15 protein-coding genes and 1 tRNA gene are annotated in these 20660 nt (G+C 69.6%); 13 read left to right on the top strand and 3 right to left on the bottom strand.

Annotation, left to right across the window (positions count from 1 at the left end; genetic code table 11):
- Positions 1-1212, bottom strand: coding sequence for an iron-containing alcohol dehydrogenase family protein (locus tag C468_RS15795; protein WP_008849905.1), 1212 nt, complete (start codon positions 1210-1212; stop codon positions 1-3).
- Positions 1213-1403: 191 nt separating this feature from the next.
- Between C468_RS15795 and C468_RS15790 the strand changes: the two genes are divergently transcribed.
- The 5 genes from C468_RS15790 to C468_RS15770 all read left to right on the top strand — a co-directional run bounded on the left by C468_RS15790 (position 1404) and on the right by C468_RS15770 (position 9670).
- Complete coding sequence (locus C468_RS15790) at positions 1404-2339, top strand: hypothetical protein (protein WP_008849904.1); 936 nt, start codon at positions 1404-1406, stop codon at positions 2337-2339.
- Positions 2340-2506: 167 nt separating this feature from the next.
- Positions 2507-4444: a DNA topoisomerase (ATP-hydrolyzing) subunit B gene (gene gyrB / locus C468_RS15785; protein WP_008849903.1), complete on the top strand. Its 1938-nt coding sequence runs from the start codon at positions 2507-2509 to the stop codon at positions 4442-4444.
- Entirely contained in the window at positions 4441-7026 is a 2586-nt protein-coding gene (gene gyrA / locus C468_RS15780) for a DNA gyrase subunit A (RefSeq protein ID WP_008849902.1), read from the top strand. The genes gyrB and gyrA overlap by 4 nt, the downstream gene beginning before the upstream one ends.
- Positions 7027-7156: 130 nt before the next feature.
- The gene (locus C468_RS15775) at positions 7157-7540 is read left to right on the top strand and encodes a hypothetical protein (protein WP_008849901.1); all 384 of its coding nucleotides are present in this window, start codon (positions 7157-7159) and stop codon (positions 7538-7540) included.
- 51 nt (positions 7541-7591) lie between these two features.
- Entirely contained in the window at positions 7592-9670 is a 2079-nt protein-coding gene (locus C468_RS15770; protein WP_008849900.1) for an AMP-binding protein, read from the top strand.
- A 66-nt stretch (positions 9671-9736) separates the two neighbouring features.
- Here C468_RS15770 and C468_RS15765 read toward each other — a convergent pair whose 3' ends face one another.
- Positions 9737-10207, bottom strand: a complete 471-nt coding sequence (locus C468_RS15765) for a redoxin domain-containing protein (RefSeq protein WP_008849899.1) — start codon at positions 10205-10207, stop codon at positions 9737-9739.
- 184 nt (positions 10208-10391) lie between these two features.
- Here C468_RS15765 and C468_RS15760 point away from each other — a divergent pair, with 184 nt between their 5' ends.
- Both C468_RS15760 and C468_RS15755 read left to right on the top strand, forming a co-directional pair.
- Positions 10392-10679 carry a Sec-independent protein translocase subunit TatA/TatB gene (locus tag C468_RS15760; RefSeq protein WP_008849898.1) on the top strand — a complete coding sequence of 96 codons (288 nt, stop codon included), beginning with the start codon at positions 10392-10394 and terminating at the stop codon, positions 10677-10679.
- A 53-nt stretch (positions 10680-10732) separates the two neighbouring features.
- Positions 10733-10805 (top strand) — tRNA-Arg (locus C468_RS15755).
- A 236-nt stretch (positions 10806-11041) separates the two neighbouring features.
- Here C468_RS15755 and C468_RS15750 read toward each other — a convergent pair.
- Positions 11042-11743 carry a DUF1405 domain-containing protein gene (locus C468_RS15750; RefSeq protein ID WP_049912280.1) on the bottom strand — a complete coding sequence of 234 codons (702 nt, stop codon included), beginning with the start codon at positions 11741-11743 and terminating at the stop codon, positions 11042-11044.
- A gap of 299 nt (positions 11744-12042) precedes the next feature.
- Here C468_RS15750 and C468_RS15745 point away from each other — a divergent pair, with 299 nt between their 5' ends.
- The 6 genes from C468_RS15745 to C468_RS15720 form a co-directional block, all read left to right on the top strand.
- Positions 12043-16011: a type II/IV secretion system ATPase subunit gene (locus C468_RS15745; protein WP_008849896.1), complete on the top strand. Its 3969-nt coding sequence runs from the start codon at positions 12043-12045 to the stop codon at positions 16009-16011.
- 27 nt (positions 16012-16038) lie between these two features.
- Positions 16039-18081, top strand: a complete 2043-nt coding sequence (locus C468_RS15740; protein WP_008849895.1) for a type II secretion system F family protein — start codon at positions 16039-16041, stop codon at positions 18079-18081.
- Positions 18071-18610, top strand: a complete 540-nt coding sequence (locus tag C468_RS15735) for a DUF7287 family protein (protein WP_008849894.1) — start codon at positions 18071-18073, stop codon at positions 18608-18610. Before C468_RS15740 ends, C468_RS15735 begins: the two co-directional genes overlap by 11 nt.
- Positions 18611-18612: 2 nt before the next feature.
- A complete protein-coding gene (locus tag C468_RS15730) occupies positions 18613-19260 on the top strand; it encodes a DUF7288 family protein (protein ID WP_008849893.1) in 648 nt (215 codons plus the stop codon).
- Positions 19248-20243 carry a DUF7261 family protein gene (locus C468_RS15725; RefSeq protein WP_008849892.1) on the top strand — a complete coding sequence of 332 codons (996 nt, stop codon included), beginning with the start codon at positions 19248-19250 and terminating at the stop codon, positions 20241-20243. Before C468_RS15730 ends, C468_RS15725 begins: the two co-directional genes overlap by 13 nt.
- Positions 20236-20660, top strand: a 425-nt coding sequence (locus C468_RS15720; RefSeq protein WP_008849891.1) for a DUF7266 family protein, incomplete at its 3' end; no start/stop codon positions are given. The genes C468_RS15725 and C468_RS15720, both read left to right, overlap by 8 nt.

The raw sequence follows: 20660 nt of genomic DNA, 5'->3' as shown, positions 1-20660 counted from the left end.
TCACCACGCCTCTCGCAGCACGCCCTCGATCGTCTCCGGGGCCGCGTCGAGCCCCGCCGGAGCCCGGCCCATCGACCAGTCGTCGGCGATGTACTCGGCGATTGCGGGGAAGTCGTCCTCCGCGACCGCGTCTAACTCCCGGAGCCGCGAGGGGACCGGGAGGGAGTCGCGGACGGCGGCGACCGCCGCGACCACGTCCTCGGCGACCGCGTCGTCGTCGCGACCCGCGGTGGCGACGCCGAGCCCGTTCGCGAGGGCCCGCCGGCTCCCGTCCACCTCGTCGAAGAGGTACGCGAGGGCGTGCGGCGCGATCGCCGCGTGGACGGCCCCCTGCTGGACGTCGTACCGGCGGGCGAAGCCGTGTCCGAACGCGTGGATCACCGACAGCTTCCGGTCGAGCTGGACGAGCAGCGCGCCCACCACCGCGCGGTCGGTCGCCGCCGGGTCGCCGGGTCGGTCGCCGGCGACGCGGGGGAGCGCGTCACGCAGGAGCCGCGTCCCGTGAATCGCGGTCGCGTCGCTCACCGGCGAGGCGTCGGCCGCGTACGGCGTCTCGATGCCCTTGTCGAACCCGTTCATCGCCGAGCCAGCCAACACCTGTCGCGGGGTCGTCTCGAACAGCGCCGGGTCCGCGAGGTCGATCGCCGGCATCGCGCCCGCGCCGCTGACGGTCACCGGCTGACCGGTGGGCGACGCGTCCGCGTCGAGCACCTCCAGCGAGCCGCCCGCGGAGACGTCGGCGCCCGCGAACGTCGTCGGGACTGCGACGACGGGGACGGCGGGGTCCGTCCCGGGCGCGAGGTCGCCGAGCGCGTCCGGTCCGGCCTCGGCGTCCGCCCGGAGGTCGGCGAGGTCGCGCCCGTCCACGTCGAGCAGCGTCGCCTGTCGCGCGACGTCGAGGCTGCTCCCGCCGCCGACCGCGACGAGGGCGTCCGCGTCGACCTCCGCTCGCCGGTCGAGCAGGTCGAACGCCGTCTCGACGCGCTTCCCCGGGGTCGTCCCGTCGAAGACCCCGGCGAGCCGGTCGCCGAGCCCCTCGCGTATCGGGTCCATCAGGTCGTCGTTGGCGCCGACGTTCGAGCCGCAGACGACGAGGGCGTCGCCGAGCCCGCGCTCGTCGAGGGCGTCGCCGAGCTCGGTGGCGCGGCCGCGCCCGTACCGGATCTCGCAGCCCCGATAGCCGTGTTCGAAGGAGTCCGCGATCGGTAACATCGACCGGCGGTACGCCCGGCAGCCGCTTGTAGCTGTGGGGCCGGGGGGCGGCTTGTAGCTGTGGGGCCGGGGGGGGGGGCGGCTTGTGCCGGTGGGGCCGGGCGGCACGCCTCCTCGGCGGACCATCCCGCGAGCCCAAAGAGCCAACCCGCTCCGGGACGCACGCTCCGACGACCACGCGTCGCCCACCCATGCGCTCCTTTCCACCCCTTCCAGACATCCGCGGCTCGCCGACACCCGACGACCTCCTGGACGGCCACCTCTGGCTGCTCGAGCTGATCGACGGGACGGGGCTCCGGTTCCGGATGGACGAGTCGGGGCTCCTCCGCTTCGGCGGTCCCGAGACGACGTACGCGGACGCGGACGCGGTCCCGCTGGCGCTCCGGCCCGCCGTCAGGCGCGTTCGCGAGCGGTTCGACCGCGAGGCCCTCCGAGACGCGGTCGAGGACCCCGCGGACGTGGTCTTCTTCGGCGTCGCCACCCGCCACCGCGGGACCGACTACGAGTGGGACCGGCTCCCGGCGTTTCTCGGGACCGACGTGTGGGTCGGGTCGGGGGAGAGATCGGGAGAGGGGTCGTTTCGGCCGCCAGACGCCGTCGCGGCCGTCTTCGACGGGGTCGGCCTCGAGCCGGTCACCGCCGTCGAGCGCGAGGTGAACGCCCGCGATTTCGACCCGGAGACGTACGAGGTCCCCGACTCGGCGTGGCGCGACGGGCCGGCCGCCGGGGTCGTCGTGCGCAACAAGCGCGGGGGTCGCGGGAAGCTGCTCGCGGAGGGGGCGGCGGCGGACGAGAACGAGGGCGCTCGGGGGGACGCACGCGCTCGGGAGGCGGGGAGCGCTCAGAGGACCGAGAGCGCCCCCGGAGGCGACTCCGCCGCTCCGCCGCTCGACGACCCCGAGGCTGTCGCCGCGGCGTACGCCACCGACGACCGGTTCGAGCGCGCCGTCGCCGACCTCGACCGGCGGACGGGGGGCGCGACGGTCGACGCGGTCGCGGACCGGGTCGTCGAGGCGATCGCGAGGGAGACGCCCGTTCGATTCGGCGACGGGGGCGCCAGCGCGGACCCGGAGGGAGTCCGCGCCGCGCTCATCGAACGGGCGCGGACCGCTCTCGAAGGGCGGTAGACGGACGGTAGACGGACGGTAGACAGCCGACCTCGCCTCACGCCGACCGCGATTTGCCCCGACCTCGCGTCCCGCCGATCTCACATTCTTATTAGCGAGTGCCGCTCGTACGCCCGCGCGCGTGCGCCGGCTTTATAACCCGGCATCGACTAGCTCAGGTAAGTTCTATGCCAGAGCAGAGTGAATACGGAGCCGGCCAGATCCAGGTCCTCGAAGGCCTGCAGGCCGTCCGTAAACGTCCGGCGATGTATATCGGGTCCACGGACGGTCGGGGGCTCCATCATCTCGTCTACGAGGTCGTCGACAACTCCATCGACGAGGCGCTCGCGGGGTACTGCGACGACATCACCGTCACGGTGCACGACGACAACTCGGTCAGCGTCAGCGACGACGGTCGGGGGATTCCGGTCGACACCCACGAGAAGTACGACCGCCCGGCGCTCGAAGTGATCATGACCGTCCTCCACGCCGGTGGGAAGTTCGACTCCAAGTCCTACCAGGTCTCGGGGGGGCTCCACGGGGTCGGGGTCAGCGTCGTCAACGCCCTCTCCGAGCGGCTGGAGGTCGAAGTGAAACGCGACGGCGGGGTCTACCGCCACGAGTTCGCCCGCGGCGAGCCCGCCGAGGACGGCTTCGAACGCGTGCGAGACCTCGACGCCGACGAGGAGACGGGGACGTACATCCGCTTCTGGCCCGACGAGGAGATCTTCGAGACGACCGACTTCGAGTTCTCGACGCTCGCCAACCGCCTGCGCGAGCTGGCGTTCCTCAACTCCGGCGTCTCCGTCTCGCTCGTCGACGAGCGAGACGAGGAGTCCGCCGCCGACGCCGGCGACGAGGAGACGTTCCGCTACGAGGGCGGCATCCGCGAGTTCGTCGGCTACCTCAACGAGACGCGGACGCCGATCCACGAGGAGGTCATCTACTTCGAGGACGAGCAGGACGACATCCACGTCGAGGTCGCGATGCAGGCGACTGAGGAGCTGCAGGGCTCCGTCCACGCGTTCGCGAACAACATCAACACCCGCGAGGGCGGCACCCACCTCACCGGCTTCAAGACCGCCCTGACGCGCACCGTCAACGACTACGCCAACGAGCACGGGCTCGTCGACGACCTCGAGGCGAACCTCAAGGGCGAGGACGTGCGCGAGGGACTCACGGCGGTCATCTCAGTGAAACACCCCGACCCGCAGTTCGAGGGACAGACGAAGACGAAGCTCGGCAACAGCGAGGTCCGCGGCATCGTCGAGTCCGCGACCCACGAGAAGCTCGGCACCTTCTTCGAGGAGAACCCCGACACCGCCCGGAAGGTCGTCCACAAGGCCGCGGAGGCAGCCAGAGCGCGCAAGGCCGCGAAGAAGGCCGAGGAGCTGACGCGGCGCAAGTCCGCGCTGGAGTCGACGGCGCTGCCCGGAAAGCTCGCCGACTGCCAGACCCGCGACCCCACCGAGGCGGAGCTGTTCGTCGTCGAGGGCGACTCCGCGGGCGGCTCGGCCAAGCAGGGCCGCAACCGCGAGAACCAGGCGATCCTCCCGCTCAAGGGGAAGATCCTCAACGTGGAGAAACACCGGCTCGACCGCATCCTCGAGAACGACGAGATCCGCGCGCTGATCACCGCGATCGGCGCGGGGATCGGCGAGGAGTTCGACATCGACGACGTCCGGTACAACAAGATCATTATCATGACCGACGCCGACGTCGACGGCGCCCACATCCGGACGCTCCTGTTGACCCTCCTGTACCGTCACATGAAGCCGCTTCTCGAGGCGGGCTACGTGTACGCGGCCCAGCCGCCCCTCTACCGCGTCCGGTACCGCGGGGAGACGTACGACGCGATGACGGAGGCGGAGCGGGACCGGATCGTCGCGGAGGAGTGCGACGGGAGCCCGGACCAGGTCCAGCGGTTCAAGGGGCTCGGCGAGATGAACCCCGACCAGCTGTGGGACACGACGATGGACCCCGAGAACCGTCGGCTCAAGCGGATCAACGTCGACGACGCCGCCGCCGCCGACCGGATGTTCAACGTGCTGATGGGTGACGCCGTCGAGCCGCGCAAGCAGTTCATCAAGGAGCACGCCACCGAGGCGGAGTGGGTGGACATATGAGCTCGGACGTCCCCGACGTCGACGCCGGCGACGTCCGCGCCGCGCAGGTGACGAACGCCCGCATCGAAGACGAGATGGAGCAGTCGTACATCGACTACGCGATGTCGGTGATCGCGGGCCGCGCGCTCCCCGACGTCCGCGACGGGCTCAAACCCGTCCACCGGCGCATCCTCTACGCGATGCACGAGGCGGGCGTCACCAGCAACTCCTCGCACCGGAAGTCCTCTTCCGTCGTCGGAGAGACGATGGGCGACTACCACCCGCACGGCGACAGCGCAATCTACGACTCGCTCGCGCGGATGGCCCAGGACTTCTCGATGCGGTACCCGCTCGTGGACGGGCAGGGGAACTTCGGCTCCGTCGACGGCGACCCGCCGGCCGCGATGCGGTACACGGAGGCCAGGATGGCTCCGATGGCCGAGGAGCTGCTGGCCGACATCGAGCGCGACACCGTCGACTTCACGTCGAACTACGACGACCGGCTGGAGGAGCCGGAGGTACTCCCGTCCGCGTTCCCGAACCTGCTCGTCAACGGCTCGTCGGGGATCGCAGTCGGGATGTCGACGAACATCCCGCCGCACAACCTCGGCGAGGTGATCGACGCCACCGTCGAGCTGATCGAGACCCCCGACTGCACCGTCGAGGACCTGATGGAACACGTCAAGGGGCCCGACTTCCCGACCGGCGCGAACATCGTCGGCCGGAACGCGGTCCACAAGGCGTACAAGACGGGCCGGGGCCGGCTCCGCGTCCGCGCCGAGTTCGAGGTCGACGAGGAGGAGGGGCGGATCGTCATCTCGGAGCTCCCCTTCCAGCAGAACAAGTCCCGGCTCGTCGAGCGCATCGCCGAGGACGTCAACGACGGGTCGATCGAGGGGATCCGCGACCTCCGCGACGAGTCCGACCGCGACGGGATCCGGGTCGTCGTCGAGCTCAAGCGCGACGCGATGGCCGAGGTCGTCAAGAACCAGCTGTTGGAGAGCCACCTCGAGCGCACCTTCGGCGTCATCAACCTCGCCTTGGTCGACGGCTCGCCGCAGGTGCTGAATCTGAAGGAGACGCTCGAACACTACGTCGAACACCGGCGCGACGTGGTCCGGCGGCGCTCCGAACACGAGCTGTCGGAGCGCGAGGACCGCGCGCACATCCTCGAGGGGCGTCTGAAGGCGCTCGAACAGGTCGACGACGTGGTCGAGACCATTCAGAACTCCGACGACCGCGACGCCGCGAAGGCAGCGCTGGAGGCAGAGTTCGAGTTCAGCGAGGCGCAGGCCGAACACATCGTCCGGATGCAGCTCGGCTCGCTCACCTCGATGGAGACCCAGGAGATCGAGTCCGAGTACGAGGACGTGACCGCCCGGATCGAGCGGCTGGAGACGATCCTCGCCGACCCCGACGAGCTCGATCAGGTGATCGTCACGGAGCTCCGGGAGATCAAAGACGAGTACGACGACGAGCGCCGCACGAGCTTCATCGAGGACGTCGGCGACGTGACCCACGAGGATCTCATCCCGGAGGAGGAGTGCGTCGTCGTGATGAGCGAGGACGACTACATCAAGCGGATGCCGCTGGACACGTTCCGCGCGCAGAATCGCGGCGGGAAGGGGATCATCGGCACCGACCTGAAGGAGGGCGACCGGGTCTCCTCCGTGTTCGCCGCTAACTCCCACGACTACCTGCTCGTCTTCACCAACCGCGGGCAGATCTACGAGCTGAAGACGTACGAGATCCCGGAGATGTCCCGGACCGCGCGCGGGAAGTCCGCGGTCAACCTCCTCGATCTCGGCGACGGCGAGGAGATCGAGGCGGTCGTCAACACCGAGGACCTCGACGACGAGGAGTTCCTCACGATGGTGACCCGCGACGGGTACATCAAGCGGACCGCGGTCGACGAGTTCGGGAACATCCGGTCGACGGGGATCCGCGCGATCCGGCTGGAGGACGGCGACGAGCTCGTCGACGTCGAGGTGACCGACGGCGACACCGACATCGTCATCGGGAGCCGCAACGGGATGGCGATCCGGTTCGACGAGTCGGAGGCGCGCGCGATGGGGCGCACGGCCCGCGGCGTTATCGGCATCGATCTCCGCGAGGGCGACGCGGTCGCCGGCGTGGCCGCCATCGACGACGAGTACCACAACTGGGTCCTCAGCGTGACCGAGAACGGCTACGGGAAGCGCTCCGATCTGGACGAGTACCGCCAGCAGTCCCGCAACGGGAAGGGGCTGATCGACATCAAGACCGGCGACCGAAACGGCGAGGCGGTCGCCATCGAGGCGGTCACCTACGGCGACCACCTGCTCGCGATGAGCGACGACGGCCAGATCATGCGGACCCGCGTCGAGGAGATCTCGACGGTAAGCCGCAACACGAAGGGCGTCATCGTGATGAACCTCGATCCGGACGACGCGGTCGCCTCCGTCGACATCGTCCCCGAGTCGGCGTACGCCGAGGGGGACGACGGCGACGAGAAGGTCGCCGCGGACGAGGAGGTCGCCGCGGACGAGAAGGTCGCCGCGGACGAGGAGGTCGCCGCGCACGAGACCGATACCGACGGCGACGCCCCGGCCGACCTCGAGTAGACGCGCCGGGCTGACCGACCGCGCCGGCCGAAGCCGAGGCTCTCCGCGCGCCCGACTGTTTTTAAATACCCGCGTCGCACCGGACGCTCGCGTGTCCGGGGTTCAAGTCACGCCCCGGCGACGGGCCTCCATGCGTAGACGGGAACTCCTCGCGGCGACGGCCGCGACCGCGACGGCGGGAGCGCTCACGGGCTGTCTCGGGGTCGGCGAAACAGACCCCGGCCGCCTGGACCTCACGGTCCGAAACGACGGCGACGAGGCGGTCGACGTGGACGTCGTCGAGGGCGACGACGGGACGACGTACGAGGAGGAGTCCGACCGCATCGCTCCCGGGGTCGCCCGCGCGTTCGAGGCGACGGTCGGCGGGACCGGTCGCCACGAGGTCGTCGTGACGGGCGCCGACTGGGAGGGGCGAATCGCGTGGGACGCCGGGGTCTGCGACCTGTACGACGGGACGGTCGCCGTCGACGGCGAGAGCGTCTCGGTCGCCGGCGAGTGCGCCGACCCGCGGTAGCAGAACGTTCAGGAAAATTACTTACGGTTACCGCGAAAACGGCCGGACGAGATGGACGAGTACGAGGGGATAGAGGAGATCGTACACGAGCCGAGCGCGGCGTTCGCCGAGTCGACGAACGTCGCCGCGTTCATGCGCGAGTACGGGATCGACGACTACGAGGAGCTGATCGAACGCACCACGAGCGAGGTCGCGGACGAGCCGGCCTCCGGCGTCGACTGGTTCTGGGACGAGATCGTCGACTACCTCGACATCGAGTTTTATACCGAGTACGACGCGGTTCGCGACAGCGCGGAGCGGAGCTCCGCTGGCAACCGGACGCAGTCCGGTGGCGACAGCGACGGCCCGCAGTTCTCCGACTGGTATCCCGGCGGCGAGATCAACGTCGCGCACAACGTCGTCGACCGGCACGCCGCGGTCGACTCGCCGAACCGCAACCGGGTCGCGCTGATCTGGGAGGGTGAGCCCGGCGACGTCCGCGAGGTCACCTTCCACGAGCTGGCCCGACAGACCAACCGCGTCGCCAACTACCTGGAGTCGGTCGGCGTCGAGACCGGGGACACCGTGGGGCTGTACATGCCGATGGTGCCGGAGGTGGTCTCGATCCTCTACGGCTGCCTGAAGGTCGGCGCGATCGCGGTGCCGATCTTCTCCGGCTTCGGGACCGAGGCGACGGCGACCCGGATCGCGGACGCCGAACCCGCCGTCCTCTTCACGGGGGACGGGTTCTACCGCCGCGGGAGCGAGGTCCGACTGAAGGCGACCGCCGACGCGGCGATCGAGGAAGCGGGCCACGTCGAGCACGCGGTCGTCTACGACCGGCTGGGGGCGACGCCCGCGGGCGCCGACGACGCCGCGAGCGGGACCGACACCGAGCCGGTCCAGTGGACCCCCGACCGCGACGTGACGTGGACCGAGGCGATCGCCTCGCAGCCGGTCGGCTACGAGACGAAGCGACTCCCGAGCGATCAGGAGTCCATGCTCCTGTACTCGTCCGGGACGACCGGCGAGCCGAAGGGGATCGTCCACACCCACGCCGGCGTCCTCACGCAGTGCGCCAAGGAGATCCACTTCGGCTTCGATCAGCAGCCCGCGGACCGGTTCTTCTGGGTTTCCGACATCGGCTGGATGATGGGGCCGTGGACGCTGATCGGCAACCACGCGTTCGGCGGGACCGTGGTGATGTACGAGGGCGCGCCCGACCACCCGGAGCCGGACCGGTTCTGGGAGCTGATCGAGCGGCACTCGATCACCCAGTTCGGTATCTCGCCGACCGCGATCCGCGCGCTCCGCAAGCACGGGGACCAGTGGGTCGAGGGCCACGACCTCTCCTCGCTCCGCATCCTGGGTTCGACCGGCGAGCCGTGGGACCCCGAGTCGTGGCGGTGGTTCTACGACGCGGTCGGCGGCGGCGACTGCCCGATAATCAACATCTCCGGCGGCACGGAGATCTGCGGCTGCTTTTTGATGCCGATGCCGAATCAACCCCTCAAACCGTGCACGCTCGGCGGACCGGGGCTCGGGATGGCCGTCGACATCGTCGACGAGACCGGCGAGTCGGTCAGGGAGTCGGGAGACCGAGGGTACCTCGTCGCGCGAGACTCCTGCCCGTCGATGACGAAGTCGCTGTGGTCCGGCGACGAGCGCTACCTGGAGGAGTACTGGTCGACGTGGGAGGACCTCTGGGACCACGGGGACTTCGCCCAGGAGGACGCGGACGGGTTCTGGTTCCTCCACGGCCGCGCCGACGACGCCCTGAACGTCGCCGGCCGGAAGGTGGGCCCGGCCGAGATCGAGGGCGTGCTCATCGACCACGACGCCGTCAATCAGGCGGCCGCGGTCGGCGTCCCCGACGACACCACCGGCACCGCGGTGGTCGCGTACGTCGTGCTCGAGCCCGGCGTCGACCCGAGCGACGACCTCCGCGAGGAGCTTCGGACGCTGGTCGGCGAGGAGCACGGGAAACCGTTCCGGCCGCGCGAGCTGCTGTTCGTCGACGCCTTCCCGAAGACGCAGTCGGGGAAGATCATCCGGCGGGCGATCGAGTCCGTTTATAAAGGAGAGGACCCGGGCGACCTCTCGTCGATGGAGAACCCGGAATCGCTGGCGGACCTCCGCGATCCCGCCTGAGAGACGAGGTCGTCGTCGGAGCGTGCGCTCGGCGGCGGGCGTCGTTTACGCGTTAGCCTCTTCGACCTACGCGTTAGCCTCTTCGACCGCCGCTTCGAGGGCGTCGTAGTCGGGCTCTTGCCCCGCGTGCTCGGCGAGCCACCGGTACGTGACGACGCCGTCGCCGTCGATCACGAAGACGGCCCGTTGTGCGACCGTATCGACGCCGTAGCGATCGAACGACTCGACGACGTCGTACGCCTCGATCGCGCGGTGGGCCGGGTCGGCGACGAGCGCGAACGGGAGGTCGTACTGCGATCGGTACGCGACGAGCGCGTGCGGGAGGTCGGTGCTCACGCCGAACAGCGTGCAGTCGTCGCGGTCGAACCCGTCTCGGAGCGCCTCCATCTCGTCCGTGCAGGTGTTCGAGAAGGCGGCCGGGAAGAACGCGAGCACGACCGGCTCGTCGCCGAGGTGGGCCGACAGGTCGAACGGTTCGATCTCGTCGGTCACGAGCGAGGCGGTGAAGGTCGGGGCGTCGTCGCCGACGTCGGTCATACCGATCGGTCGCGGCGGCGGGGTATCATCGTTTCGCCGTCGGCAGCCGGTCCGGATTCGAGACGAATCGGCTCGAACACCGAACCTCCGCGATCGAGGGGTTCGGGAGCGCTCGGGCGGTATTTGTGAGTCATTTACTGAGGCAAAAAGACTATAGTCGCCAGAGAGCTACGGTCGTGTAGAGATGGTAAGTGCGATTCCACTGATCGGCGGCATTCCGGCGGGCCCGGAGCTCCTCATCATCCTGCTCGTGTTGGTCCTGCTGTTCGGGGCGAACAAGATCCCGAAGCTTGCTCGATCGACCGGCCAGGCGATGGGCGAGTTCAAGAAGGGGCGTGAACAGGTCGAGGACGAACTGAAACAGATGCAGGACGAGGACGACGACTCGGCGGTCCAGGCCGACTCGACGATCGACGACGAGGACGCGGACCTCGAGACCGAGACCGAGACCGAGAAAGAGACCAGCGCGTAATCGGCTCCGCGGCGCCGACCGATCCCCGTATCGACGTTTTCTCCACCCGCTTCGGGCGCGTGGCCTAGCGGACAGGGCGAGAGGTTCCTAACCTCTCGATCGCGGGTTCGAATCCCGTCGCGCCCGCTATCTGCGAACGACGTGAGCAGTAGCGGCACAAGCGGGATTCGAAGCAGGGAACGGAGCGAGCGCAGCGAGCGAAGTGACTGAGGTTCGAATCCCGTCGCGCCCGCTCCTTCGCTACCCCTCAGTCACTGGCGCGACTGACTCCACACTCGTTCACTCCGTTCGATCGCGTGGCTCCCGCCGCGCCCGCTATCTGCGAACGACGTGAGCAGTAGCGGCACAAGCGGGATTCGTTTTTAACTGTCGTCGCCAAGCCGCCGGAACGACCGACTCGCGAGCCACACCGATCCGACACCGATCGCGAGCGTCGCACCCGCCAGCGGGAGGCCGGGCTCGTACAGGAGCGGCGGATGGTAACCGGCGCCGTAGTCGAGGGCCACGTTCCCGACGACGAGCGCGGACGCGAGACCGAGCGCGCCGCGAGTGGTCCGGCCGAACGCGGGAAACAGGAGCGCGAGGCCGACGAACAGCAGGTGCGTCCCGAGCACGCCCCAGTAGTAGATCCAGGCGTCGGGGGCCGCGACGTACTCGCCGAACGCGAGGTTCAGCGAGACGAGCGGCCAGAGCCCGAACTGGACCAGCCAGACGAACGCGACGGTCTGGAGGTACGCGAGCCCGCGCGAGGTCGGGGCGTCGGTCACGCGCTCGCCGCGGCGGACCGTGGGGACGAGAGTTACCAGCGCCACCCCGCCGAGCGCGACCGCGACGGCCGAGTCCGCGTACAGCGGCCACAGCGGCACCGGCACCTCGCCGGCGGTGGGCGCGTAGTACCCGATCCCGACGGCGAGCATGAAGGCGGTGAACCCGAGCACGACGGCGAGGCTCCGCGAGGTGCCGAGCAGCTCCTCGGCGATCACGTCGCGGACGCGTCGTCGAACGGGCGCCCGTCGGAGCCGACCGAGCGATCGGAGCCCGCCGGAGGCGTCTGATCGTGTCACGTCGGCCGTTTCGGCCGCGGCGACGTAAATACCCACTCTCCGCTCGATCGGATCGCTCCCGCCGTGGGTCCGAGCGCTGTGCCATCGGATCCGTTTCGGCGTCCCGCGCTACTCCGACGGGCGCGTCGACAGCCGACGCGAACCGCGCTCCGCACTGAGCCAGGCGTATATAAAAACGACTGACAGATCGTGTTCCGCCTAGATCGCTCCAAATACGCATTACAGGCCCCGGTACTAGGATTATCAGTCTCGGTGTTTTGCGAGACACCTTTTTCAACGGTCGAATCATGGACGCACGTATGGCAACCGAGGACGCCGAGCGTTCGCCCCTCTCGCCCGACGAGACGGCGGACCCGCCGGCGTCCGATACCCCGGTCGCGGTGGGGCGGTACTCGTGGCGCTCGTTCCTCCGCGACCGCGGCCGCGACGACGCCGCGGCCGACCTGTACGCCGACATCGGCGAGGAGCCGGTCGTCCCCGCGACCGCCGTCGACGCGCACGTCGAGGATGGCGTCGAGAAGGTGGTCCGCGCCGCCGGCGTCGACGAGCCGCACGAGGCCGACGGCGACACCGCGGTCCCGGGACACGGCACGCCGGAGGCGGGCACGCTCGTAATCGGCCCGGACGACGTCGTCCTCAGCGGCGCGGCCGTCGTCCCCGCCGGGACCTCGACCGCGGCGGCGGCTCCCGATTCCGGAGCTGAACCGGTCGGCGAGGAGGGCGATGAGGCCGTCGGCGACGAGGGAAGCGAAGAGGACGACGAGGAGGCCGAAGGTGACTCTGACGACGAGGGCGACGAGGACGAAGCGGACGGCGACGACGAGGACGAAGAGGACTCTGACGACGAACCGGCGGAACCGGCCGACGGGTCGACCGAAAGCGATCGCGCGGAGGCGGACGAGCCCGCGGATCGCCCCGGAATCGCGGTCGACGGCGCGGGCGTCCCCGGGGTCGTGGTCGCCGCGGGCGCCGACGTCGAGGCGGTGCCGCGGCGCGCGCCGGCCGACGAGGAGTGGGACCGGATCGACGTCGACCCGAGGGAGTTCCTCGGGTTCGACCCGTCGGAGACGGGCTACCGCGTCGGAGCGGCTACGGCGGTCGGAGACGTCCTCTGGGACCTGTGTTCGGCCCGATACAATCTCTACGAGGTGCCGGTCCTCAAGGGGTATTACACGTGGGACGACTACCGCGACGAGTACTTCCTCGACGAGGACGGGAACCCGCCGACCGAGGTGAACGAGGAGGGTGAAGAGGAGCCGCTGGAGTTCACGCACGACGACAAGGTCGAGGCGCTGGGGTTCGACCCCGACCGGACCGAGGAGCTGCTGGGTGCGGGCGGGTGCGCCGCGGCCGACCTCGCGGAGCTGGTCGACGAGCGCACAGTCGACGTGAACCCCGAGATCGACGAGGACGCGTTCTTCTCGACCGAGGAGGGACACACCACGCTCGCGAACCGGTACGACCTGGAGAAGGCGGTGCCGATGCCGAAGAAGCGCCACTTCCGCGAGATCGAGCGGTACTGGGTGAACAAGCCGTACGCGTTCGTGATCGTGTTTCGGTCGAGGAAGGAGAACGAGGTGAAGTACTACGCGGTCCAGCCGTATCGGACGGAGATCGAGACCGACCTCGTCGAGTTCCTCACCGGGAAGCTCCGGACCTCGATCAAGTACGCCGACGAGTCGATCGCGGGCGGGGACGAGGCGTTCCGCGAGAGCGTGATCGTCGACGAGACGCTGACGCTGCTCGACCGGTACGACCTCTACGAGGGCGCGGACGACGACCGGGGGGCCGTCGACGACCTCGTGGACGACCTCGCAGACCGCTTCGGCTTCGACCTCACCGCGGGCATCGCCGGTCGGATCACCGAGTCGCTCGGGTACGAGCCGCCGGCGGAGCCGAGTCCGTCTCCCAAGAAGGTGCTCGCTCGACCCGAGCCCGCGGTGCTCGCGGAGGACTCGGAGACCCTCTCCGAGCATCAGGTCGAGAAGCTGCTGTACTACCTCAAGCGCGACTTCATCGGCTACGAGCGGATCGACCCGATCAAGTACGACATCAACGTCGAGGACATCTCCTGTGACGGGTACAACTCGCCCGTCTTCGTCTACCACTCCGACTACGAGCAGATCATCACCAACGTCTACCACGAGACCGACGAGCTCGACGACTTCGTCGTGAAGCTCGCGCAGCGCTCCGGGAAGGGGATCTCGAAGCGGCGCCCGCAGGTGGACGCGACCCTTCCGGACGGCTCCCGCGCCCAGCTCACGCTCGGCCGCGAGGTGTCGGACCACGGGACCAACTACACTATCCGGCAGTTCAACGACGTGCCGTTCACCCCGATCGACCTGATCAACTGGAAGACGTTCTCGCTCGACGAGATGGCCTTCCTCTGGCTCTCGATCGAGAACCACAAGAGCCTGATCTTCGCGGGCGGCACCGCCTCCGGGAAGACGACGAGCCTGAACGCCGTCTCCCTCTTCATCCCCTCGAACGCGAAGATCGTCTCCATCGAGGACACCCGCGAGGTGGAGCTCCCCCAGCGCAACTGGATCGCCTCCGTCACCCGCCCCTCCTTCTCCGACGACGACAAGGGCGACATCGACGAGTTCGACCTGCTGGAGGCCGCGCTCCGCCAGCGACCCGACTACATCGTGATGGGCGAGATCCGGGGCGAGGAGGGCCGCACGGCCTTCCAAGTGATGTCGACGGGCCACACCACCTACACGACGTTCCACGCCGACACGGTCGGCGAGGTGCTCAAGCGGTTCACCACCGACCCGATCAACGTCTCGAAAACGATGTTCACGGCGCTCGATCTGGTCTCGGTCCAGACGTCGACGCGGGTGCAGGGGAAGAAGGTGCGCCGGAACAAGTCGCTGACCGAGATCAACCACTACGACGCAGAGAACGACGAGATCAACGTCCAAGACGTGTTCCAGTGGCAGGCAGAGACGGACGAGTTCCTCCAGATGGGCGACTCGAACACGCTCGAGGACATCATGTTCGACCGCGGGTGGAGCCGCGCGACGCTCGACGAGGAGCTGCGGAAGCGCCGGGTCGTGTTGGCGTACCTCATCGACCGCGGGCTCAACAGCTACGCGCAGGTGGCGGCGACGTTCCAGGCGTTCATCAACGACCCGGAGACGGTCCTCGCGCTGATGGCGAACGAGGAACTGGAGCGCTCGCTGGAGGACCTCCGCGAGATGGAGTCGGTGCTCATCAACGTCGACCGCGACAAGGAAGAGATGGTCCCGCGTCCCGATCCCGACGAAGCGGGACGCGAGGAGGTCGAGCGGATCCTCGCGGAGGCGGAGGACCTGTTCGCGGAGTACCGCGGTCGGATGCCCGACTCCGTCGCCGACGCCCTCCTCGACGTCGCGCCCGTCCGCGACGTGGAGGCGGAGCCGGGTGCCGACCGCGAGGCGCTCGCGCGGGCGGCCGACGAGGCCGCGGCGCTCGACGAGGCCGTCGCGCCCGGCGAGGACGGAACGCTCGGCGAGGACGACACCGCCGACGCGACGCCGCCGAACCCGGAGTTCGGAGCCGCTCCGACGGCGGAGAGCGCCTTCGCGAACGGGAGCGACGCCGAGCGCGGAGAGCGCGCGGGCGGCTCGGCAGACGCGGGCGAAGCGGACGCGACGGACGACGTGGATGACGTCGGCGAGGCGGGCGGGACGGGCGGGACGGACGCGGCGGACGACACCGACGAATCGGACGCGACGGACGACGCGGACGGGATCGACTTCGACGAGCCGTTCGACGAGGGGATCGACGTCCTCGACCCGGACTCCGACCCGGCGCCGGACCGGGACCCGGAGTTGGGCCCGGAGGCGGCCGACCCCGGACTCGAAGCGAACGTCGACGGTGGGGCGATCGGACCCGAAACCGGAGACGACGTCGGGGGCACCGGGGACGCCGCCAACGGCGACGAGGGTGAGGACCGCGACGGCGGCGAGGACGAGGACCGCGACGGCGGCGAGGGTGAGGACCGCGACGGCGGCGAGGACGAGGACCGCGACGGCGGCGAGGACGAGGACCGCGACGGCGGCGAGGACGGGAACGCCGACGGCACCGAGGATGCGGACCGCGACGGCGACGAGGATGCGGACCGCGACGGCGACGAGGATGCGGACCGCGACGGCGACGAGGACGGCAACGCCGACGGCACCGAAGATGCGGACCGCGACGGCGACGAGGACCGCGACGGCGAGGAGACCGACGACATCGACGACTGGGGATTCGGGACCGTCGAGTCCCCGGAGGAGCGGTAGTCCCATGGCCCGAACGGGGTGGGGCTCGTGAGCCTCGACGCGAGCGTCGGCGACGGCTCCGTCGACGGGGACGTCCTCGCGGAGCTGTTCTACCCGGTCTTCGAGCTGCTCTTCGACGCCGACGGCGACTTCGTGGGGGACGTGGAGCGCAAGCTGGCGGAGGCGCGCATGCCGGACCAGGTGGAGATGTACGTCTCCCGGGCGCTCGGCGTCGGTCTGCTCGTCGGCGGCGCCCTCTGGGCGCTCGGGACGCTGACCGGTTACGGCGTGTTCTCGCTCGGGCTGATCGAGCCGGACGCGCTCTCGCTCGGCGTGCCAGCGCCGACGCCGGCGATTCAGGAGTTCCTGCGGTCGCTGGTCGTCCCCACCGCGGTCCTCGTCAGCGGGCTGGTGTTCGGGTCGATCGGGTTCGCGATCGGCTTCGGCGGCGTGGTCGCGGTTCCCTACTCGCGGGCGTCGGCGCGGGAGCGGGAGATCAACCTCCTGCTCGCGGACTCGGTGTCGTTCATGTACGCGCTCTCCGTCGGGGGGCTCAACCAGCTGGAGATCCTGCGCGCGATGGCGACGGCAGAGGACACCTACGGCGAGGTGTCCCAGGAGTTCCAGAGCATCGTCAACGAGACGGAGTACTTCGGTACCGACTACCGGAACGCGATCCGCCAGCAGTCGCTCGAAACGCCCTCCGACGAGCTCTCGCAGTTCCTCGCCGACATGCTCTCGATCGTCAACTCCGGCGGCGACATGGAGAGCTTCCTGAAGGACAAAAAGGAGAAACACCTCCGCACGTCGAAACAGGAGCGCGAGATGACCCTCGAAACGCTGGAGCTGTTCGGCGAGATGTACATGACGCTGTCGCTGTTCCCCCTGCTTCTCATCATCATCCTCGTCATCATGGGGATGATGGGCGAGTCGGACGAGCGCCTGCTGTACGCGACCGTGTACGCCCTCATCCCGCTGACCGGCGCGGGCTTCCTAGTGCTCGTCTCCACGGTGAAGCAGGACGAGCCCGGCGACGGATACCTCCACCCCGACGGCGGGAGCGAGCGGCTCCAGCAGACCAGCCGAGAGGGGCTGCTCCACTTCGGACTGATCGAGGCGTTCGTCGGTCGATTCGGCGTCTTCGACCGGATCCGGGACCGCGAAGGGACGTACAAGACCAAGCAGATCGTCTCCGCGCCGCACCTGTTCTTACGCGACAACCCGCTGTACACGCTCGCGTTGACGGTGCCGGCCGCGCTCGTCATCGTCGCCGTCACGGTCGCCTCGGGGAACGCGCCGACGACATTCGACGGCTGGGTGGACCGCCCGGTGTGGTCGACGTTCGTCTGGGTGTACGTCCCGGCGTACCTCGTGCTCGCGCCGCTCGCCGTGTTCCACGAGTGGAGCCAGCGGTCCAAGCGGGCGATCACCGGGAAGCTCTCCGAGAGCCTCCGGAAGCTCTCCTCCGCGAACGACACCGGACAGACGCTGCTCGAATCGGTGGAGACGGTCTCCGAGACGTCGACCGGGAAGCTCGCCGAGGAGTTCGAGGTGGTCCACGCAAAGGTGAACTACGGGATGAGCCTGCGGGACGCTCTGGTGGAGTTCAACAATAAGTACGCGGTCCCGCGGCTCGCGCGGACGGTGAAGCTCATCTCGGAGGCGCAGGAGGCGTCGTCACAGATCACGGACGTGTTGACCACCGCGGCGCAGGCCTCGGAGAACCAGGACGACATCGAGCGCGAGCGGATCTCCCGCACCCGGATGCAGGTGGCGATCATCGTGATGACGTACGTCACCCTGCTCGGCGTGATGGCGATCCTCCAGACCCAGTTCATCGACGTGATGGGCGGGCTCTCCTCGCAGGCGGACAGCGGGGCGGCCGGGGGCGCGGGCGGCGCCGGCTTCGGCGGGGGCGGCGGGGTGGACCCGGACGTGCTCTCGCTGTTGTTCTTCCACGCCGTGACGCTGCAGGCGATCCTCTCCGGGTTCATCAGCGGGTACATCCGGAACGCCGACATCGTCTCCGGCGTCAAGTTCGCCGTGGTCCTGATGACGCTCGCGCTGGGGGTGTGGATCTATGTGGGATGAGAACACCCGCGCGCAGACCCCGATCGACTTCGCGGTCGGCGCGGGCGTGTTCCTGCTGACGCTCGCGTTCGTGATCGCCTTCGTTCCGACGCTCTTCGACCCGTTCTCGGCGGCGGCCACCGCCTCGCCGGTGGTGAGCGACCGGGTCGCGGCCGGCGTCGCCGGCGACCTGCTCGCGGCGTCGCCGGCGGAGCCCGGCGTGCTGTCGCCGGCCTGTACCGTCGCCTTCCTCGACGGGAACGCGACGCTCGGGACCGAGGCCGACTGTCACCCGGCCGTTGCCGCGAGCCCGGCGGCCACCTTCGGAGTCGACGGCGACGTGCAAGTGGTGATCCACGACCTCGATCGGCGGGACCCGAGCACGAACGCGTCGACCCTCACGATCGCGACGCGACACGGCCGGTTCGAGGTCGAGCCCGATCGAGCCACCGCGGACCCGAGCGACGCTGTCGGTGAGGACGTCACCGTCTCGCAGCGACTCGTCACGATCGGCGGGACGCAGTACCGGCTCACGGTGCGGGTGTGGTGACCATGGGGTCGACAGACGACCGCGCGCAGGCGCACACCCTGGAGGCGTTCGCGGCGGCGATCCTGCTCGTCGCGGGGCTCACGTTCGCCCTGCAGGCGACCGCGGTGACCCCCCTGTCCGCCAGCACGTCGAACCAGCACATCGAGAACCAGCAGCGGGCGGTCGCGGGCGACCTGCTGGCGACGAGCGCCGAGAACGGCGACCTGCAGGCGGCGATCCTGCGCTGGAACCCGGAGAACGAGACGTTCGCGTCGAGCCCGCCGGAGGTGGACGGCGAAGGCTACGCGCGGGCCGCGGGGCCGAACGGGTTCGACGGCGCGCTCGGCGGGTTCGGCGAGGCGCTGAATCGGACGTTCATCGACAGGCAGATCGCCGTCAACGTGGAGCTCCGCCACTACAACACGACGGCCCGGACGGAGCGGCGGACGACGTCGCTGATCGACATGGGAACGCCGAGCGACAACGCCGTGACCGCGACGCGGACGGTCGCGCTCGCGAACGACACGAACCTGACCGCGCCGGGCTACGAGAGTTCGACGCTGGGAGGGCTGGCCGACGGAACGGACTCGGGAGAGTTCTACGCGGCCGACACCGGGTCCGGTCGGCTGTTCGCCTACGTGGAGGTGCGCATCGTCGTATGGCGGATGTGAGCGTCGGCCCGCCGGACCGGGACCGCCTCTTCGGCGCCGACGGCGCCCGCGGCGCCGACCGCGCCCAGCTCCTGCTCGTCGCGGGGCTGGTGATGGCCGTCTCGCTGGTGACGCTCGTGGTGCTATTGAACGCGACCATCTACAGCGAGAACGTCGCGACCCGCGGGATCGAGTCGGCCGACGGCGAGGCGCTGGAGGTCAGGGCGACCGCCGTCGACGGGACCGGTGAGCTGATCGACGCGACCAACCGCGCGGCCCCGGACAGCCACGACGACGCCGCCGCGGAGGTTCGGGACGGCGTCACCGACCTCGACGGCGAACTCTCCCGCTCGTACGCGGAGCGGGGCGGCGTGGCGCGCGTCGAACTGTCGTCGGTCCGAAACGGGAGCCGAATTACGGGGACAATTGCCGGGAACGGCTCGGTCGATCCGAACGCGGCGACCCTCGCCACCGACGTTAGCCGGACGCGCGGCTTCGCGCTCGATGTCGACCCTGGCTCGCTCAACGAGACCGACTCGGCCGGCGCCGTCGACGACGCGTTCCACGTCGACCTCGATAACTCGACCGGTGGAAGCCACCAGCTGTACGTGTACACCAACGAGACCGACGGAAACGTCACCGTTGCGGTCGGCGAGGACGGGAGCGTTCCGACGGCCCGGTGTGCGGTGCCGCCGGACGGACGCGACCGGGTCACCGTCGATCTGACCGGCCAGCGGCTGGGTGACCGCCCCTGTCCGGGGATCTGGCCGACGGCGCTCGCCCCGCCCGACGACGCCTACAACGTCACCCTCGCGAACGCGGACGCCGCCGACGGGGAGGTGACCGCGACCGTGCGACCTGTCTCGGAAGACGCCGTTACCTCCAATCCGGATCTCACGGCGACGCCGGCGGTGTACGAGGCCACGATCGCCCTCCGCTACCGGACTGCGGAGCTCCGGTTCGAGACCGCCGTTCGGGTCGCCCCGGGTGAGCCCGATGCGTGAGCGTCCCGACTCGGGGGCGGCGCGCCTCCGCCGCGACGAGCGCGGCGTGAGCGTCACCGTCGGGTACGTGTTGACGCTCGCCATCGGAGCGATACTGCTCTCCGGCGTGGTCATCGGCGTCGGCGGCGTCGTTGACTCGCAGACGGACCGGACCGTGCAGAGCGACCTCGCGGTCCTCGGGCAGACCGCGGCCGCGAACGTCGAGAGCGCCGACCGGCTCGCCCGCGCCGCGGAGACCGACCGACCGGACGGGGTCGGCGCGGCGAACGCCACCGTCTCGGTCGCCGTCGACCTCCCGACGCGGGTGGCGGGCGTCCCCTACCGTATCGCGGTCGACGACGACGCCGTGACGCTGCGGACGGAGCGCCCGGAAGCGACGCTCGAAATCCCTCACGCGGCACGAGCGGACGTCACGCC

This window comes from Halorubrum kocurii JCM 14978, assembly GCF_000337355.1.
GTDB lineage: Archaea > Halobacteriota > Halobacteria > Halobacteriales > Haloferacaceae > Halorubrum > Halorubrum kocurii.
The sequence above is the reverse complement of the archived record's forward strand: the minus strand, read 5'-3'. Positions and strand labels throughout refer to the sequence as shown.

Coding starts and splice junctions, on each gene's coding strand:
- C468_RS15745 (WP_008849896.1), top strand. CDS start 12,043: ATGGCAACCGAGGACGCCGAGCGTTCGCCCCTCTCGCCCGACGAGACG.
- C468_RS15735 (WP_008849894.1), top strand. CDS start 18,071: ATGTGGGATGAGAACACCCGCGCGCAGACCCCGATCGACTTCGCGGTC.
- C468_RS15775 (WP_008849901.1), top strand. CDS start 7,157: ATGCGTAGACGGGAACTCCTCGCGGCGACGGCCGCGACCGCGACGGCG.
- C468_RS15760 (WP_008849898.1), top strand. CDS start 10,392: ATGGTAAGTGCGATTCCACTGATCGGCGGCATTCCGGCGGGCCCGGAG.
- gyrA (WP_008849902.1), top strand. CDS start 4,441: ATGAGCTCGGACGTCCCCGACGTCGACGCCGGCGACGTCCGCGCCGCG.
- C468_RS15765 (WP_008849899.1), bottom strand. CDS start 10,207: ATGACCGACGTCGGCGACGACGCCCCGACCTTCACCGCCTCGCTCGTG.
- C468_RS15790 (WP_008849904.1), top strand. CDS start 1,404: ATGCGCTCCTTTCCACCCCTTCCAGACATCCGCGGCTCGCCGACACCC.
- C468_RS15725 (WP_008849892.1), top strand. CDS start 19,248: ATGGCGGATGTGAGCGTCGGCCCGCCGGACCGGGACCGCCTCTTCGGC.
- C468_RS15795 (WP_008849905.1), bottom strand. CDS start 1,212: ATGTTACCGATCGCGGACTCCTTCGAACACGGCTATCGGGGCTGCGAG.
- C468_RS15730 (WP_008849893.1), top strand. CDS start 18,613: ATGGGGTCGACAGACGACCGCGCGCAGGCGCACACCCTGGAGGCGTTC.
- gyrB (WP_008849903.1), top strand. CDS start 2,507: ATGCCAGAGCAGAGTGAATACGGAGCCGGCCAGATCCAGGTCCTCGAA.
- C468_RS15770 (WP_008849900.1), top strand. CDS start 7,592: ATGGACGAGTACGAGGGGATAGAGGAGATCGTACACGAGCCGAGCGCG.